The organism is Solibacillus sp. FSL W7-1472 (assembly GCF_037969775.1).
GTDB classification, from domain to species: domain Bacteria; phylum Bacillota; class Bacilli; order Bacillales_A; family Planococcaceae; genus Solibacillus; species Solibacillus silvestris.
The window spans coordinates 3,009,102-3,024,459 of sequence record NZ_CP150208.1 but is presented as its reverse complement, the minus strand read 5'-3'; the positions used below and the strand labels follow the sequence as shown (position 1 = coordinate 3,024,459).

Sequence of the window (15,358 nt, the reverse complement as noted above, 5' to 3'; positions counted from 1 at the left end):
AATTGTTTTCGGAAAATTCATTTACCGTAAAGTTAATCTCTAAATAAAGGACGAGGAAATAGAACAAAAACTATTTATGAGAATGTCATGCATATTATTTATCTTTTAAACCTATAATTAAGTAATATAGAAATTAGTAAAATTAGTAGGGGGTAATATGAGCAATTTAATTATTTTTTCCATCATTTTTCTAATTGTCCTAGTAATTTTTATAAAGCTGTTCCGTTCCTTTACCGCACAATTATATATACGGAGCAGAATACGAAAAGGAATCCGGCAGAATTTTAAACAAATTAAACTGGCAAAAGGCAATAAGCAACTGCTTTTTGACGTATACAAAAGTGTTTATAATAACGCGACATCGAAACCAAATCGATTATTTGCCTCCAGAGACAGAGATAAATTTGAACTGAAAGCAAATACGGAATTAAATCGTATGACAAGAAACCCTTTTACAAAATTGTACGCAAGCCTATTAACCTATTCAAAAGGTTTGTTTACATGTCTTTTTCTTATTGCGACAATTCTTTCGGGCGGCATTTTGAAGGAGGAAGTAAAAGCCTCTTCATTGACATTGCCGACAGTTGACGAAAACATTCAATTAAAACTGAATGTTAACTTCGAGGATAAAATCGATCAGATCGTGACCAGCTTTATGCAAGGAGAAAATAAACTGCAAAGCTTCAATTTTCAGGATTTGGCGAATAAGAAGGTTGTTCCGGTTTATGACGTAAAAGATTTACCGCAGGCAGTGACAAATGTGGATCAGTTAGGGCAGGCAATCGCACATCATATGTCACAGTTTGAAAATCAGTTTACGGTGTACTATGAAGGGGATGTCTCCGATTTTGAAACGACAATAGATGAAGTATTTGCATGGCTTGAAGCAAATGAACCGTATTTATGGGCGGTCATGGGCGAGTTTTCAACACGTGCAAAATATTATGGCAATAAAGTTGAGTGGCATGCAACGGTTAACTATGATTTAACAGCAGAACAAAACGCCATAGTGCTTGGGAAAATCGATCAGATTATAAGTACAATTCCGGAGAACGCAACGGAATCCGATAAAGTGAAATTTGTGAATGATTATTTAGTCGTGCATACTGAGTACAACCTGAACAGTAAAGCAAATCCGCATACCCCTTATTCTGTTTTAATGAATGGGGAAGGTGTCTGTGAAGGATATGCATTAGCCGCGTTATTAATGTTTGAAGCGCTCGGTATCGAAGCAAAATATGTTGTCGGTAATGCAGGCGGACCACATGCCTGGAATTTGGTGAAATTGGATGGACAGTGGTATCACCTCGATACTACTTGGAATGACCCGGTTCCCGATCAGGGAGATCGAGTCCATTATCAGTATTTTTTAATTAGCGATGAAAAAATTTCAGATGACCATGAATGGATTAAATCCGATTATCCTAAAACGGCTGTAAATGATTACCTGTAAAAAATAATATTGACAAAAAAATGTATTAACCACATAATACACTTATTAGGTGTATGAAGTGCTTAATACATTTTTTTATGCATACTGTATTAAGTAGTTAGTACAGATTACGATTTGACGGATTTTTTTTGCAAATAGTGTACTAAGTGAGTAATACACGAAGGGAGCTGAACAAGGTGGATGTGAAATTCAATAACCGGGATCCTGTATACGTGCAGGTTATCCGTCATTTTAAGGAACAAATTGCAAAAGGTTTATTTGCGCCGGGACACGTCATTCCGTCAAGACGGGAGTTGGCCAATCAGCTCAAAATCAACCCGAATACAGTGCAGCGTGCCTATAAGGAAATGGAGGAGCAGAAATTGATTTATACAGAAGGAAACATGCCGAGTTGCATTACGAAAGATGAAGCGGTACTAAAAAGTGTACGAGAAGAATTAATTAGTGAAGCGGTGCAAGTATTTATTAGTTCAATAAAATCAATCAATGCGCCACTTCCCGAAATAATGGAGCTCGTCCAGAAACAGTATGAGGAGGCGGAGCAGCGTGATTGAAGTAAAAAATGTCTCCAAAAGATACAAAAGAAAGCAAGTATTAAAGGATATGAGCTTTACTGCTGAAAAAGGGGAAATTACATGCCTGATCGGAATTAATGGTGCCGGAAAAACGACCATTATGAAATCAATCATGGCACTCACTCCGATCGACCGTGGCGAAATTTTAATCGATGGCAAAAAAATCAGCAAAGATATGTACGAAAAAATTACGTATATTCCAGATCGTCTGACAATGTCGCCAAATTATACAATTGCACAAAGCTTCGAGTTTATGGCTGATTTTTATAAAGTGTGGAATGAACAGCGGGCAACAGAACTTCTCGCCTTTTTCCAACTGGATCCGAGCGATAAAATTTCAAGCTTGTCAAAAGGGAACACGGCAAAAGTCAATTTACTGCTTGGCTTGGCATTGGATGTAGACTACATACTAATGGATGAGCCATTTTCCGGAATTGATATCTTTTCAAGAGAACAAATTGCGAATGTCTTTACGAGTCATTTAATCGAAAACCGAGGCGTCATTATTACAACACATGAAATTAATGATATTGAACATTTAATCGACAAGGCGGTGCTCATTGGAGACGGCCGTGTATTAAGAGAAATGAATGTAGAACAAATGCGGGAAACAGAAGGCAAATCCGTAGTAGATGTAATGCGGGAGGTGTATGTCGGATGAATCATTATATAAAGCTCATCAATTTTGAAGTGAAACGATTCAGCAAACTCTTTCTATCTTTAATCGTTGCGGTAGTAGCAGCCCAAATTATCGGTGCCATTATTACGTCTTTACATTATGTAAGCAATGCGGAGAAAACGATGGTGCGTGAGCAATTAACAGTAAGCGACTATATACAAAACTATAGTGCGTATTCACTGCAGAACTTTTTATATTCGGAATACTTCATTCTATCTATTGCATTTGCAGCAGCTGTACTTATGATTTATGTATTTTTTATTTGGTATCGTGACTGGTTAGGAAAATCATCGGTGATTTATCGTTTGCTTATGCTCCCTACAGCACGCAGAAATGTGTATTTCGCCAAATTGACAACGATTTTACTTCTTGTTTTCGGTTTACTAGGGATGCAAATCATCTTGTTGGAAGTTGTGAAACGAGTTATTCGATTGATTGTCCCGGAACAATTGTACTTCGATCCAAGTGATATTTATTTTTATTCTTCCGAGGTGCTGCAAATCTTGTACCCGAATTCACTGTTACAATTTATATTTTATTACGGACTAGGGGCAACGCTTGTAGCAATCATTTTTACTGCCGTTTTATTTGAACGAAGCTACCAACTTAAAGGAATATTCTTTGCAATAATTTATATTGTTATTTCAGTAATTATTATTATCATTCCGGTTATTATTCAAATAATTACCGATTACTTTTACTTGAATGAAATTGTTTTAATGACAATTGGGAGCAGTATTTTAGCAATCGCCCTTGCTGTTTATTTGGCAGACCATTTATTAAACCGAAAGATTAATGTGTAGAGGAGGGAAAATACATGAAAAAATATTGGCAGCTTCTTTTAATTGCAGGAGTAATCGTTGTATCGTTAAGCGTGCACTATATACAGGTAGTAAATGCGAAAAATACCGATTATCAATTTACATTTGATAAAATTTCTGGTGATGACAAATATTTAGATTCGCTTGTCATCGAAGCAAATGTTGAGTATGGGGGAGTACATGGTTCAGTTCTTATTAATGAAGAAGAAACAATATTAAGGGATTCTTCCGATTATAATAAAAGACCGCTAGTATTTCAGAACCTTATTGACGAGCATAAAAACTTTATGCGCGGAAAAGCACTTCTTGCAAATAATTATTTTGAAGACGACACGAAGCTTGTATATGTGAAAGACCCAGAAGAAGCTTGGAAGGTAAAAGAAGGGGAAACATATAGCTATAAGATTGATGTATTGGATAAAGTGAAGGATACGACGAGTTCTTTTGAAATCCAATCCCAATTGAAAAGCAGATTGAATTGGGTATATTTTAGCAATCTAACTGTTGTCGATAATGAGTTGAAACTTCTTGTAAGGCAAGTAGATCAATATGGAAGTGAACAATTGTATCTTGTTATTATAGATTTAAAAAAACAACAGTTGTTGAGCGAAAGCTTAATTGACGAAGTGGCAAATGATGAAAACACTAGTACCAGTATAAATTCCTATAATACGGATTATAATTTCGGTCATGAAAAATACCATATTTATTCAGTGGATTCTTATGATTTAAAAAACCCGGAATATAATTTACTTTCACGTCAGTTCCACGCTTTCAATATAGAAACAAATGAAGTGGCAGCTATTCAGTTACCAGAGGGCTTAGATCAAAAACTGCAATCTATTTCAGTAGATGATAATTATTTAGTTATCGCATATTCAACTAGTACCGAAAAGGTAATTCACCGCTACAATATCGGACAGCAGCGATGGCTTGATCCTGTGAATTTACCACAACCGATGAATTTGAATAATGAACTTAATGGTATGTCTGCACAAAACGGAAAATTATACGTGATGAATGGAATGGATACCGATTATATGATCCAAATTTTCGATATAGAAAAAGGGATATTACTATATGAAGGAAAGCTTTCTAATTCAAAACAAAAATACAATATTTGGGTAAGTAATTTTTATGATCTATCAAAATAAAAGTGACTCATTGAATTTGGCTACCAACAGATTTCAGAGTTATATAATAGAAAGACGCTTAATCCTGGCATGTGCGGAAAATCTCCGGCAGGCCTCGATTAAGCGTTTTTTTTGGCTACAGCTCGTATGGCAGCTTCTCTTCCATAAACTTCAGGAAAGCACGAACAGCAGGGGACGGGTTTTTCTTTTTATTTGTATGGAGACCGAGATTCCAAGGGAGTTTCGGGTTTACAATTGGAATCGACTTGATTAATTGATAATCAACTTTTGTTTCCATTGGTTTCGGTAAAATTGAAACACCTAAATTTTCGCTGATCATGCCGCTGATGAATTCCCACTCCGAACTTTCAAAAGCAACTTCCGGATGGAACCCGACATGCAAACATTGCTGGATAATAAGATCATGGAATAATTTTTGTTTTATCAATATAAACGTTTCATGTTCCAGCTCGATTAAATCCACTTGTTCCCGGTCTGCTAAAGGGTGTGTATGGTGAACGAAAAGCGAAAGTTCGTTACTTAGGAATGGTACGACATTAAACTCTTTTTCATTTGCCGGCAGCATTGCAACACCTATATCCAAACTGCCCTCCATAACGTTTTGTTTGACCGTTTTTGAATCATCCTCGAATATTTGAATTTTAATATCGGGATATAGCTTGTTAAATTCTTTAATAATTTTCGGAAAAAATAAAAATCCGATAATGGGTGGAATCCCCATTCTAATTTTTCCCTTTCTCAAATTCATCAAATCATAGAGGTGAACGGATATATCATCCAATGATTCCATTATCTTTTCGCCTTCCGCCAATATAATCTCTCCGGCTTCCGTTAACTTAATTTTCTTTGCAGAGCGGTCGATCAGCTCCACATTCAATTCCTCCTCCAAACTTTTCACTACTTTACTCAGTGTTGACTGGGATAAGTGGAGAGACTTTGAAGCTTTTGTAAAACTTTTATACTTTGCTACTTCAATGAAGTAAGTAAGTTGGCGAATATCCATTTAGTATGTCTCCTCCTAACTATGAATTTTATGCATACATTATATTCTAACTATGAATTTTACTCAATATAAGGGCGGTTGTATACTAAATGTGTACGAGTTGTGAATATTTTTCCACCTTGTTCGAAAATGTTAATAGTTTATTGTAATTTACAATAAATTTTCATTTTACCATTCACTTTATCTCGAATTGAACTACTAATTCGAGATTTATCTTTTTACATTCCCATTAATTATTAAGGAGGTCATTAAGGCAAACATCTTGCATTAATCAAATGCACAATCTAAAAAATTTATAATAGAACACGAGGTTAATCATAATGAATATTTTAGGAATTATAGGGATTTTGTTAGGGATTCTAACAGTTATTCTCTTTATCGTTAAGAAGCACAACATTATTGTTGAAGCACCAATTGCTACAATTGTTCTTCTACTGTTTAACGATGTGCCGATACTTGAATCGGTATTTGGTAAAGAAAATTCGTACATGACGTTCCTTGCCGGCTTCGTTGCATCGAACTTCGCGATTTTCCTATTAGGATCGATTTTAGCGAAGTACATGGATGTGGGTGGTGCCACTGTATCGATTGCAAATAGAATCTTGTCAATAGTTGGTACGAAAAACCCATATAACGCGTTAGTAGCATTATTTATTATTTCTGCCATTTTAACTTACGGTGGTATTAACGTATTCGTTATTATTTTCGCTTTAGTTCCAATGGCTAGACCGATTTTCCAGCAATTAAATATTTCATGGAAATTGGTTATTATTCCGGTGTTTGGCGGTACGACAACATTCACAATGACGATGCTTCCTGGTGCACCTTCACTGCATAACATTGTTCCTTCAACAGCTTTAGGTACAACATTAACGGCAGCACCATTAATCGGTATTGTGACTTCTATCGCTGCAATCATTTTCATTTTAGTATTTATGAAAATTGTTCTGAACCGCAGCTTAAGTAAAAATGAAGTATTTGAAGATCACTTTGCTGCAGTAGAATCTCCTACTGAACAAAAACGTGAACTTCCGTCATTCTTCATCAGTTTACTGCCAATCATTGTGTTATTAGGTACAATCCTAATCTTCAGTAAAGTAAACTACATTATTTTTATTGCATTAATTATCGCGATTCTTTTAAGTGCTGTATTATTCCGAAAACAAATTAAGAATCAAAAAGAATTACTTAGTGACGGTGCAAATGAATCTGTTGGTTCAACAATTACAACAGGTAGTACAATCGCATTCGGTAGTATTGCAACAGGTGTACCAGCATTCAAAGGTATCTTCTCGTTAATTCAGTCGATTCCTGGACCACCAGTTCTTTCTTTAATGGTAGGTACTGGTTTAATCGGTGGTATTACAGCATCTGCTGTAGGGGCAATCGGCATTTCGATCGCAAACTTTGTACCATATTATTTAGAACTAGGCTTAGATCCAGAAACAATTCACCGTGCAGTTGCAATTGGTTCCGTGTCACTTTCCATCGTTCCTTATTCTGGATTCTTGCTGATTTTCAACAGAATCACAGGGTTATCGATGAAAGAGTCGTTTAAAAATGGTTTCATTTCTGTCTGTGTCACACACTGGGTAGCAATGGCGATTGTCGTTATTATGGCGGTAATGGGCTTAGCTTAAGCAAAGTGAATTTTTGAAAACGCTTTATTTTCATTCAGGGGCGTGTCCGCTGATGCGAAGTTGATGAATTAAGTATGAAAAGAAGTTGAATTTTATAAATCATCGTCTTATCAAATATATTTTTTGGAGGAATTTGTAATGGCTAAAAAAATTGGATTTATCGGATTAGGAACTATGGGCTTCCCGATGGCGGCTAACTTAAAGAAAGCTGGATTTGAAGTCATCGGCTTTGACGCTTGGAAAGGTGTTTACGAGAAAGCTGAAGCTGCTGGTTTCACAATGGTAGATACAGTGAAAGAAGTTGCTGAATTAGCTGACGAAGCAATCATTTCAATGGTTCGTGACTATGCACAAAACGTAGACGTTATTTTCGGTGATAATGGTATCCTTTCAGCTGAAAACACTGCTGGTAAAACAGTAATCGTTATGAGTACTCTTTCTCCTGATGCTATGAACGAATTAGGCAACCGTGTTGAAACGGAAAGCGGCTTAAAATTAATCAGTGCTGCAGTTTCCGGCGGTGCATCAGGTGCAGCTGCTGGTACATTATCAATCATGACTTCAGGTGCAGAAGAAATCGTGAAAGGTTTCACTCCATACTTCGATGCTATGGGCTCAAACACTTTCTACTACGGTTCTGAAGCAGGTAACAGCCAAGTAGCGAAATTAGTAAACAACATGATCTTAGGTATCAACATGAATGCTATTGCAGAAGGCTTAAAATTAGGTAACCACTACGGATTACCACATGAAGAAATTATTAAGTTATTACAAGTAAGTACTGGCGACAGCTGGGTAGCACGTAACTGGTCAGATGTATCTGAGTGGACTGCAGACACAGCATTAGCAGTATTACAAAAAGACTTAAAAGCAACTTACGAAGAAAGCATTAACAACAACTTAGAAATGCCATTTAACGCATTATCTTCAATTCAATTATTCCATTCAATGGGTAAAGAAAAGAAATAAACTTAGATGTACGTAACAAATCCCGCTATCTTTTATGTTAGCGGGATTTATTATCTTCATAGAGGTATGTTCGTTTACCGAGAGTATTTAATCCTTAAGCAAACTTCAACTTTTTCTTTATACCCAACACCAATTTCAACTCTCGAAGAATAGTATAGTCTTAAACAAATGATTGACTGAATATTCACATTTATTTACACTGAGGAAAATGAGGCGACATAGAGAGACAGCTAGAATTAGACAAAGGAGAGGGTATGTTGTGTTTAAATGGAAGAGCAAAGAGCAGTTAAGGCAATTATTATGTGAACTTGTACAAGTGCAAAGTGTTTCAGGTTCACAGGCAGAAAAGGAATTCCCTGATATTGTAGTGAATAAACTGTCGGAGCTGGTGTATTTCAAAGAAAACCCTGGCCATTTAAATCGAACATATTTGAGTGACGGGCGCAGTTTTATTAACGCGTTGGTCAAAAAATCTCCAGATACAAAAAAAACAATTGTATTAATTAGTCACTTTGATGTAGTGGATGTGCAGGACTACGGAAAATGGAAACAGTATGCTTTCGATCCTGAGAAACTAACGGAACAGTTTAACTCGATAAAAAACGAATTGCCTGAAGCAGTGCGACTTGATATGGAGAGCGGTAACTGGCTATTCGGGAGAGGGACAATGGATATGAAATGCGGGCTTGTACTGCATATGTCGATTGTTGAACAGGCAACGTTCGGAGAGTATGACGGCAACATACTTTTGTTGACCGTACCAGATGAAGAAGTAAACTCTGAAGGAATGCGAGCAGCGGTTCCAAAACTGGTGGAACTTTCGGAAGAGCATCATCTTGAATACACAACGATTTTAAATTCAGAGCCGATGTTCAGTAATTTTCCGGGGGATAAAAACAATTACTTTTATACCGGGTCGATCGGAAAGGCTTTGCCGGGGTTTTTGTGCTACGGGAAGGAAACCCATGTAGGGGAACCATTTGGTGGATTGAATGCAAATTATATGGCATCGGTAATCACAGCTGAAATGGAATTAAATACGGACTTTTGTGAAAAAGTGGACGAGGAAATTACACCGCCACCAACAAATTTAATTTACCGTGACTTGAAAACGGAGTATTCCACACAAATTTCACACCGTGCTGTGACGCTGTTTAATTTATTTTTATTTGAAAGAAGCATGACAGACGTTGTTTCATTGCTCCAGCAAAAAGCGATCAAAGTGGCAAATGAAATTGAACAGTCCTATATGAACAAAGCTTCGAAGTACTCACAGCATACGGAATTTACACCGCAGCAATTAAAAGTGAAGGTCATGACGTATGAGGAAATTTATGAATATGCGCTGGAGAAATACGGTGAGGAAAAAGTTGAAGGGCTTCTATCAAATCGGGACAGCGAAAAAGATGATCGGAAACGAACAATTGATCTAGTCGATCAATTAGCTGCGTTATGTAATGAACTGGCACCGATGATTGTCATTTTCTTTGCGCCGCCATTTTATCCTGCAATCAGTTCGGGCAAAAATGGACTCATCAGCAACCTTGTAAATGAGTTGAAGCAATACACGCATGAAACTTTTAATATGGAGTTTACTATTCAAAACTACTTTGCCGGAATATCGGATTTAAGCTATGTAGGACTAAACTATGAAAACAGTTCGATTGCGTCGCTTATAAACAATATGCCGGTTTGGGATAAAGGCTACTCGCTGCCGATCGGGGATATGAAAAAGCTGAATGTACCGGTGCTGAACATCGGTCCGGTAGGGAGAGACCCGCATAAATGGACGGAACGGCTGGACGCGGATTTTGCATTTGAAACATTAGTCGGTTTACTGGATTTGACGATCGAAAAGTTATTCGCAGCACATTACGAGGTGAACGAACAAATCGTGAGCAAATAATATTCTGCCTTTAACGTTTTAACGTTAGATTTATGTTACAGTGGGAATACTAACCGCCATATAGAGCGGAGTTGGAGGCTTATTATGACAAATACAGTAGACGAACTATTAGAATCGCTCGTGGCAGCGACAATAAATAATGAAGTGAAGTGGAGTAAAGGTACGGAAGCGCTGGAAGATGTTTTGGAAGAAGTATACGGCAACACGGAAAAGCTTTATTTCTTCTTTGATGAAGAAGAAGGTTCAAACATCGTATTAGCAACGTATCAATATTACGAAGGTGAAGTAGAAGCCGATGAATTTTTAAAAGAAGGCATGAGCCTATTTGTCATCGATGCAGATGATTTTGAGATTTTAAATGAAGTAACAGATGAAGATGCAGACGATGCAAAGTTATTTCCTGCTTTAATGGAAGCGATTGAAGAAGTGAAGTAAACTTTAAAGATATAACGGGTGTGGACAGTGTTTTATATGGTTCACACCCTTATTTTATTTATACGAGCTCAAACACTATGCCTTCAGGATAAATGCCAATATAGGTCTCTTCATCATTTAAATAGGCAATTTCCGCTCCATCAATTACTTGATGTTTGGTTAGTACTGTTAAGATTGATCTCAGTGCTAATCCTAAATCAACAACGAGGCAGAACGTAATGCCGGTACCATCCCCGATTTCGGAGCCATAAAGCTCGCCGTTACCAGTTTCGTGCAAAATATCATCTAACAAATCCTCCACGAACAAGCTTTTTTCTTCCGCTTCTTCAAACTGCTCTTCCTGTTCATAACGGTATTGAACAGCAATTTTAATTAAAGAACCGTGATCTACATATTCATAGCCTTGATTGACCTTCTCTGCTGCCAGTTTTTCCATGACACGTTTAGAACTTTGAAAAAATCCTAACGGCAGTTCCTCCTCCTTACCTTGTTCTCCTAATATCCCGGATAATATATGAATCTGCTTATTCACTTTCCAGGCTTGCCAAAATTGTGTGCCGCCGTTCATTTTCTTTAATAATCGAATCATTTTCCATCCTCCATATCCTATCTAAAATCTCATACCCATTAAACTATGTAACTAGACAACAGAAAGTTAAAAAAAGGAATCTTTTTTCCTCGCACTTTTTTTATTAGAACAATTGAACACGATTTCAGAAAAACTCAACCCGATATTGGAAAGTCTGGAGGTGATATTAGAACAAACCGATTCCTTATTAGAACAACTGGAGAATAAATTTGAAAATCGCAACTTTATTAGAACAAATAAAATGATATTAGAATTTCTGTAACTATATTAGAATACTCGGCCAAACTCTAGTGCACCCCGGCGCAAATCCCCGGCAACATAATCCAGCCCAACAAAAAACGCCCGGTAACTACATAACCAAGGCGTTTCACTCAACCAATCAATAACCGCTATTCAACAATTTAAACCCTTTCACTGCTAACGGCACTTCACCAAAGGGCTTTTGATCAAATTGTTCTTCGATATAAATTTCCGCCAGCATCTGCTCGCGTTCACCTGCCGATTCAGCATGCTTTACTGCGACAACTGCTTCGTATAGACGAGCAAGCTGTTGCATCAGCGGTTTTGCTTCAAGCGTTTGCATTGCCGGATCTAGTGTGACAAACACTGCAAAACGCTGCTCCACGACAGAGGCAAGCTGCTGCAAATACGGATGGCTCGTTTGCTGTAGTTCATGAAGGAGCGTAATATGTGCATTTTTTTGCACAAGACGAATGAGCTCGTGTGCCAATATGTTCGCAGTACCTTCCCAAACGGTTAATACTTGGGCATCCCGAAGTAAACGGGGGAGTACGAAATCCTCGATATAGCCGTTGCCGCCATGTAGTTCAATTGCTTCATGGGTAAATTCAATCGCCCATTCTGCCGTTTCCTTTTTTACTAACGCAATTAACAGGCGGACGATTTGCTGTTCGTCTTCAGATGCATTACCGCCGATAACCTCATCATAGCGCGATACTAAATCAAATAACGCGACAAGTGATGCATGCCATTTTGCGTGCAATGCGCCTAATGAATGCTGCACCATCGGAAACTCGGCAACGGTCTGTCCAAAAGCGATACGTCCGTTTGTATAATGGACTGCTTCATCAAGGGCACGTTTCATAATGCCAACCGATGCTGCAGCATTGCAAATACGTGATAAGTTGAGTGCTTCGAGCATATAGTAAATCCCTTTGGACGGATCTCCGACAACATATGCTTTCGCACCGTTAAATTCAACTTCACCTGATGGTACCGCTTTTACGCCAAGCTTATCTTTCAAACGGCGGATTGTAATGTGATTAAGCTCACCATTGTCTTCACGCCACGGTACAGCAAACAATGTTAAGCCTTTCGAGCCTTGCTTGGAATTGGTCGTTTGGCGTGCAAGTACCATTGCCACTCCGCACATACCCGCATTCGACGCAAAGTACTTTTCACCGTATAAACGCCATTCACCTTGATCCAATCGCGCTTCCACTACATTCGCACCGACATCAGATCCACCTTGACGTTCTGTTAAAAACGTAGCCCCTTCAAATAACTCCGTATCGCCTGTTGCACAGATGTGCGGCATAAACTTTTGTTTCAGCTCTTCTGATGCATAGTGCTCCAATAAATACGCAGTCGCCATCGTCAATGTAACAGGACAGTAAAAGCCGGGCTCAGTTTGCGACAATAAATAACCTTGTGCAAAGCTGTATACATAATTGCCTTTATGACCTAATTCCGGAATGTCTTTATGCACATAGCCAACAATTCCTGTTGCATAAGTTTCGGCAACCGTTTGTTTATAACCTTCGTTTACAATGACTTCACTTACTTCATCGCCGTATGCATTATAGCGGCGTAATCTCGGTTCACCTTCACGGTCTGTCACTTTGGCACGGGTATCAATTGGTCCTGCACAAAGCGCACCGAATGCTGTCAGCTGCTCATCGGCATAACGGTAAAAAGACGGAGAAAGCTTTTGCTGTAGTAGCTGATGCAATGTTTGATCAAACTCATAAAAATTTTGGTTTTTTTCATGTTTATTGGCTAACACTTGCATTTGCTTCACCTCTTAGCTGTTGTTTTAATATTTTTCCGGAAGCATTGCGCGGAAGTGCTTCAACTTGTTCATAAATTTTCGGTATTTTAAACGCGGCAAGTCTATTTTCTAAATGCTCTCGAATTTCCTGCTCGGAAACAGGGACTTTCGCACAGTAAACCGCTTTTACTGTTTCCCCCCATTCAGGATGCGGCACGCCGAACACCGCAACTTCAAAAATAGTCTCGTGCTGCAATAATTGATCTTCAATTTCTTTCGGATAAATATTGACGCCGCCGGAAATAATTACATCTTTTTTACGGTCAACAATGTAAATATAGCCTTCCTCGTCAATGCGGGCTAAATCGCCTGAACGTACCCAGCCATCGATGAAAATGTTCTTAGTTTCATCCGGGTTTTTATAGTACTCTTTCATATTACCTTCACCATATAAAATGATTTCACCAATTTCACCTGGAGCAACATTTTCATTGAGTGAATTAATAACACGCAGCTCTGTTCCAAATGGTGCACGCTTTCCGATACTGCCTGCTTTATGAGGATGGTCGGCTGCGTGTAGAATCGATCCGCTCGGACCCGCTTCCGTTAAACCGTACACACATACTAAATTTTCGGTATTGAACTGCTGTTGAATATAGACGACTTCTTTTTCAGACAGCGGTGCCCCTCCGTAAACCCACCATTTCATTGACGAAAGGTCCGCATTTGCGATGCGCGGTGAGCCAGCAGTTAAAAGATAGGCAACAGGTGCGCCGAAGAAGTGTGTCGTTTTGTATTTTTCTACTGTATCTATTAATAAGTCAGGCGTAAACGTTGGTGTGAGTACAGCGGTAGCCCCGACTAAAACAGCTGTAACTAAAAATAAATTCAATGGAGCAGAATGAGTTAACGGCATCATAATCAGCATTCGGCTTTCAGGTTTTACTTCCATTTCAATGGCAATCATATGCGATACAGCAAGTACATTGCGGTTTGTCAGTAAAACACCTTTTGGATTGCCGGTTGTGCCCGAAGTATAAAGTAAAGTAGAAAGATCATCTTCCACTAAATCACAGCAAACAACCTCATTACCTTCAGCCTCAAATTGATTGAAGCTTTGCCAATCATGAATGACAGGACCTGTTTTTACTTTCAGACCGTTGAACATAATCGTAGCAGCCTGTTCGAAAATCAGCTCATGTACAAAGATCGCCTTTGCATCACTATGATTGAGCACATATTCAATTTCACGCGTGACAAACTTGGCATTAATCGGAACTACAACTGCACCAATACGCTGAATGGCAAAGTAAAGTGCGACAAACTCTTTCACGTTCGGCATGAAAATCCCGACTTTATCACCTTTAACAATTCCGTTTGCACGCAATGAGCCGGCGATTTTATTTACTTGTTCATCCAATTGTTGATACGTCGTTTCCTGACCGAGACTAATGACAGCAATTTGATTCGGATACTTTCTTGCATGACGAGCTAACAGATTAGAAATATTCATGATTGGTCCTCCAATAATAGAATTAGTTTTTCCCGAAAAATAGCTTCCGTCCTTTCGATATCTTGACGGATTTCATACAACTCTTGAATCTTCTGATCAATTTCCCTTAACTTTTGCTGACCGTATTCGATTGTCCGCTCCAACTGTTTAATACCAGTACGATCAAGGTCAAAAAGCAAAATCATTTCCTTGATTTCTTCCATAGAAAAGCCATACTTTTTTCCGCGGATAATTAACTTGATCTTTGCCTCCTCTCGTTTGGAATAGTGGCGCATTCCATTATGAGGTCGTGTCGGTTTCAAAATCCCGAGTTCTTCATAGTAGCGCAATGTTCTCGTTGTGAGTGCGTATTCTTTAGCGATCATTTTAATGGATTTCATCTAAGGCACCCCCATTGGCGAAAGTATACCATTTACGTTAACGTCAATTTAAAGGGAAATAAAGAATAAAAGAGAAAAAATATTTATTAAAGACAGGAATGGGTCTTTGCTTTAGAAAGGTGTCCTTTAAATATAAATAATATTTACTAACTACTAGGCAAAATTGGGTAAATTTAAAATTCTGAATATTTAGTATTGATAATATAATATTCTACTTGTAAACTTGTCAT

Annotated in this window: 14 protein-coding genes; 9 read left to right on the top strand and 5 right to left on the bottom strand. The window is 38.2% G+C overall.

Annotated features, from left to right (window positions below):
• The first annotated feature begins 157 nt into the window (after window positions 1-157).
• From MKY07_RS15145 to MKY07_RS15125, 5 genes are all read left to right on the top strand, one after another.
• Window positions 158-1,453, top strand: a complete 1,296-nt coding sequence (locus tag MKY07_RS15145; protein WP_339262897.1) for a transglutaminase domain-containing protein — start codon at window positions 158-160, stop codon at window positions 1,451-1,453.
• 176 nt (window positions 1,454-1,629) lie between these two features.
• Entirely contained in the window at window positions 1,630-2,007 is a 378-nt protein-coding gene (locus tag MKY07_RS15140; RefSeq protein WP_339262895.1) for a GntR family transcriptional regulator, read from the top strand.
• A complete protein-coding gene (locus tag MKY07_RS15135) occupies window positions 2,000-2,689 on the top strand; it encodes an ABC transporter ATP-binding protein (protein ID WP_065216892.1) in 690 nt (229 codons plus the stop codon). The genes MKY07_RS15140 and MKY07_RS15135 overlap by 8 nt, the downstream gene beginning before the upstream one ends.
• Window positions 2,686-3,510, top strand: coding sequence for a hypothetical protein (locus tag MKY07_RS15130; RefSeq protein WP_339262893.1), 825 nt, complete (start codon window positions 2,686-2,688; stop codon window positions 3,508-3,510). The genes MKY07_RS15135 and MKY07_RS15130 overlap by 4 nt, the downstream gene beginning before the upstream one ends.
• Window positions 3,511-3,524: 14 nt before the next feature.
• On the top strand, window positions 3,525-4,682 hold the full coding sequence (locus MKY07_RS15125) for a hypothetical protein (protein WP_339262891.1): 1,158 nt from the start codon (window positions 3,525-3,527) through the stop codon (window positions 4,680-4,682).
• Window positions 4,683-4,797: 115 nt separating this feature from the next.
• Here the strand turns inward: MKY07_RS15125 and MKY07_RS15120 are convergent, their stop codons facing one another.
• Window positions 4,798-5,685: a LysR family transcriptional regulator gene (locus MKY07_RS15120; protein ID WP_339262889.1), complete on the bottom strand. Its 888-nt coding sequence runs from the start codon at window positions 5,683-5,685 to the stop codon at window positions 4,798-4,800.
• Between the two features lie 320 nt (window positions 5,686-6,005).
• On the opposite strand from MKY07_RS15120, the gene MKY07_RS15115 reads away from it, so the two are divergent.
• The 4 genes from MKY07_RS15115 to MKY07_RS15100 all read left to right on the top strand — a co-directional run bounded on the left by MKY07_RS15115 (window position 6,006) and on the right by MKY07_RS15100 (window position 10,635).
• Entirely contained in the window at window positions 6,006-7,325 is a 1,320-nt protein-coding gene (locus tag MKY07_RS15115; RefSeq protein WP_339262887.1) for a GntP family permease, read from the top strand.
• Between the two features lie 138 nt (window positions 7,326-7,463).
• Entirely contained in the window at window positions 7,464-8,294 is an 831-nt protein-coding gene (locus tag MKY07_RS15110; RefSeq protein WP_339262885.1) for an NAD(P)-dependent oxidoreductase, read from the top strand.
• Between the two features lie 259 nt (window positions 8,295-8,553).
• Window positions 8,554-10,200: a M20/M25/M40 family metallo-hydrolase gene (locus MKY07_RS15105; RefSeq protein ID WP_065216897.1), complete on the top strand. Its 1,647-nt coding sequence runs from the start codon at window positions 8,554-8,556 to the stop codon at window positions 10,198-10,200.
• An 84-nt stretch (window positions 10,201-10,284) separates the two neighbouring features.
• Window positions 10,285-10,635 carry a hypothetical protein gene (locus MKY07_RS15100; RefSeq protein ID WP_065216898.1) on the top strand — a complete coding sequence of 117 codons (351 nt, stop codon included), beginning with the start codon at window positions 10,285-10,287 and terminating at the stop codon, window positions 10,633-10,635.
• A gap of 58 nt (window positions 10,636-10,693) precedes the next feature.
• Here MKY07_RS15100 and MKY07_RS15095 read toward each other — a convergent pair whose 3' ends face one another.
• The 4 genes from MKY07_RS15095 to MKY07_RS15080 form a co-directional block, all read right to left on the bottom strand.
• Window positions 10,694-11,224: a hypothetical protein gene (locus tag MKY07_RS15095; RefSeq protein ID WP_339262883.1), complete on the bottom strand. Its 531-nt coding sequence runs from the start codon at window positions 11,222-11,224 to the stop codon at window positions 10,694-10,696.
• Between the two features lie 379 nt (window positions 11,225-11,603).
• Entirely contained in the window at window positions 11,604-13,256 is a 1,653-nt protein-coding gene (locus MKY07_RS15090; RefSeq protein WP_339262881.1) for an acyl-CoA dehydrogenase family protein, read from the bottom strand.
• Window positions 13,237-14,748 carry an AMP-binding protein gene (locus MKY07_RS15085; RefSeq protein WP_339262879.1) on the bottom strand — a complete coding sequence of 504 codons (1,512 nt, stop codon included), beginning with the start codon at window positions 14,746-14,748 and terminating at the stop codon, window positions 13,237-13,239. The genes MKY07_RS15090 and MKY07_RS15085 overlap by 20 nt, the downstream gene beginning before the upstream one ends.
• Window positions 14,745-15,128 carry a MerR family transcriptional regulator gene (locus tag MKY07_RS15080; RefSeq protein WP_014822993.1) on the bottom strand — a complete coding sequence of 128 codons (384 nt, stop codon included), beginning with the start codon at window positions 15,126-15,128 and terminating at the stop codon, window positions 14,745-14,747. Before MKY07_RS15080 ends, MKY07_RS15085 begins: the two co-directional genes overlap by 4 nt.
• Between the last annotated feature and the right edge of the window lie 230 nt (window positions 15,129-15,358).

Excerpts from the sequence above, each read along its gene's own strand:
- MKY07_RS15145 (WP_339262897.1), top strand. The coding sequence starts at position 158 with ATGAGCAATTTAATTATTTTTTCCATCATTTTTCTAATTGTCCTAGTA.
- MKY07_RS15130 (WP_339262893.1), top strand. The coding sequence starts at position 2,686 with ATGAATCATTATATAAAGCTCATCAATTTTGAAGTGAAACGATTCAGC.
- MKY07_RS15125 (WP_339262891.1), top strand. The coding sequence starts at position 3,525 with ATGAAAAAATATTGGCAGCTTCTTTTAATTGCAGGAGTAATCGTTGTA.
- MKY07_RS15120 (WP_339262889.1), bottom strand. The coding sequence starts at position 5,685 with ATGGATATTCGCCAACTTACTTACTTCATTGAAGTAGCAAAGTATAAA.
- MKY07_RS15115 (WP_339262887.1), top strand. The coding sequence starts at position 6,006 with ATGAATATTTTAGGAATTATAGGGATTTTGTTAGGGATTCTAACAGTT.
- MKY07_RS15110 (WP_339262885.1), top strand. The coding sequence starts at position 7,464 with ATGGCTAAAAAAATTGGATTTATCGGATTAGGAACTATGGGCTTCCCG.
- MKY07_RS15100 (WP_065216898.1), top strand. The coding sequence starts at position 10,285 with ATGACAAATACAGTAGACGAACTATTAGAATCGCTCGTGGCAGCGACA.
- MKY07_RS15095 (WP_339262883.1), bottom strand. The coding sequence starts at position 11,224 with ATGATTCGATTATTAAAGAAAATGAACGGCGGCACACAATTTTGGCAA.
- MKY07_RS15090 (WP_339262881.1), bottom strand. The coding sequence starts at position 13,256 with ATGCAAGTGTTAGCCAATAAACATGAAAAAAACCAAAATTTTTATGAG.
- MKY07_RS15085 (WP_339262879.1), bottom strand. The coding sequence starts at position 14,748 with ATGAATATTTCTAATCTGTTAGCTCGTCATGCAAGAAAGTATCCGAAT.
- MKY07_RS15080 (WP_014822993.1), bottom strand. The coding sequence starts at position 15,128 with ATGAAATCCATTAAAATGATCGCTAAAGAATACGCACTCACAACGAGA.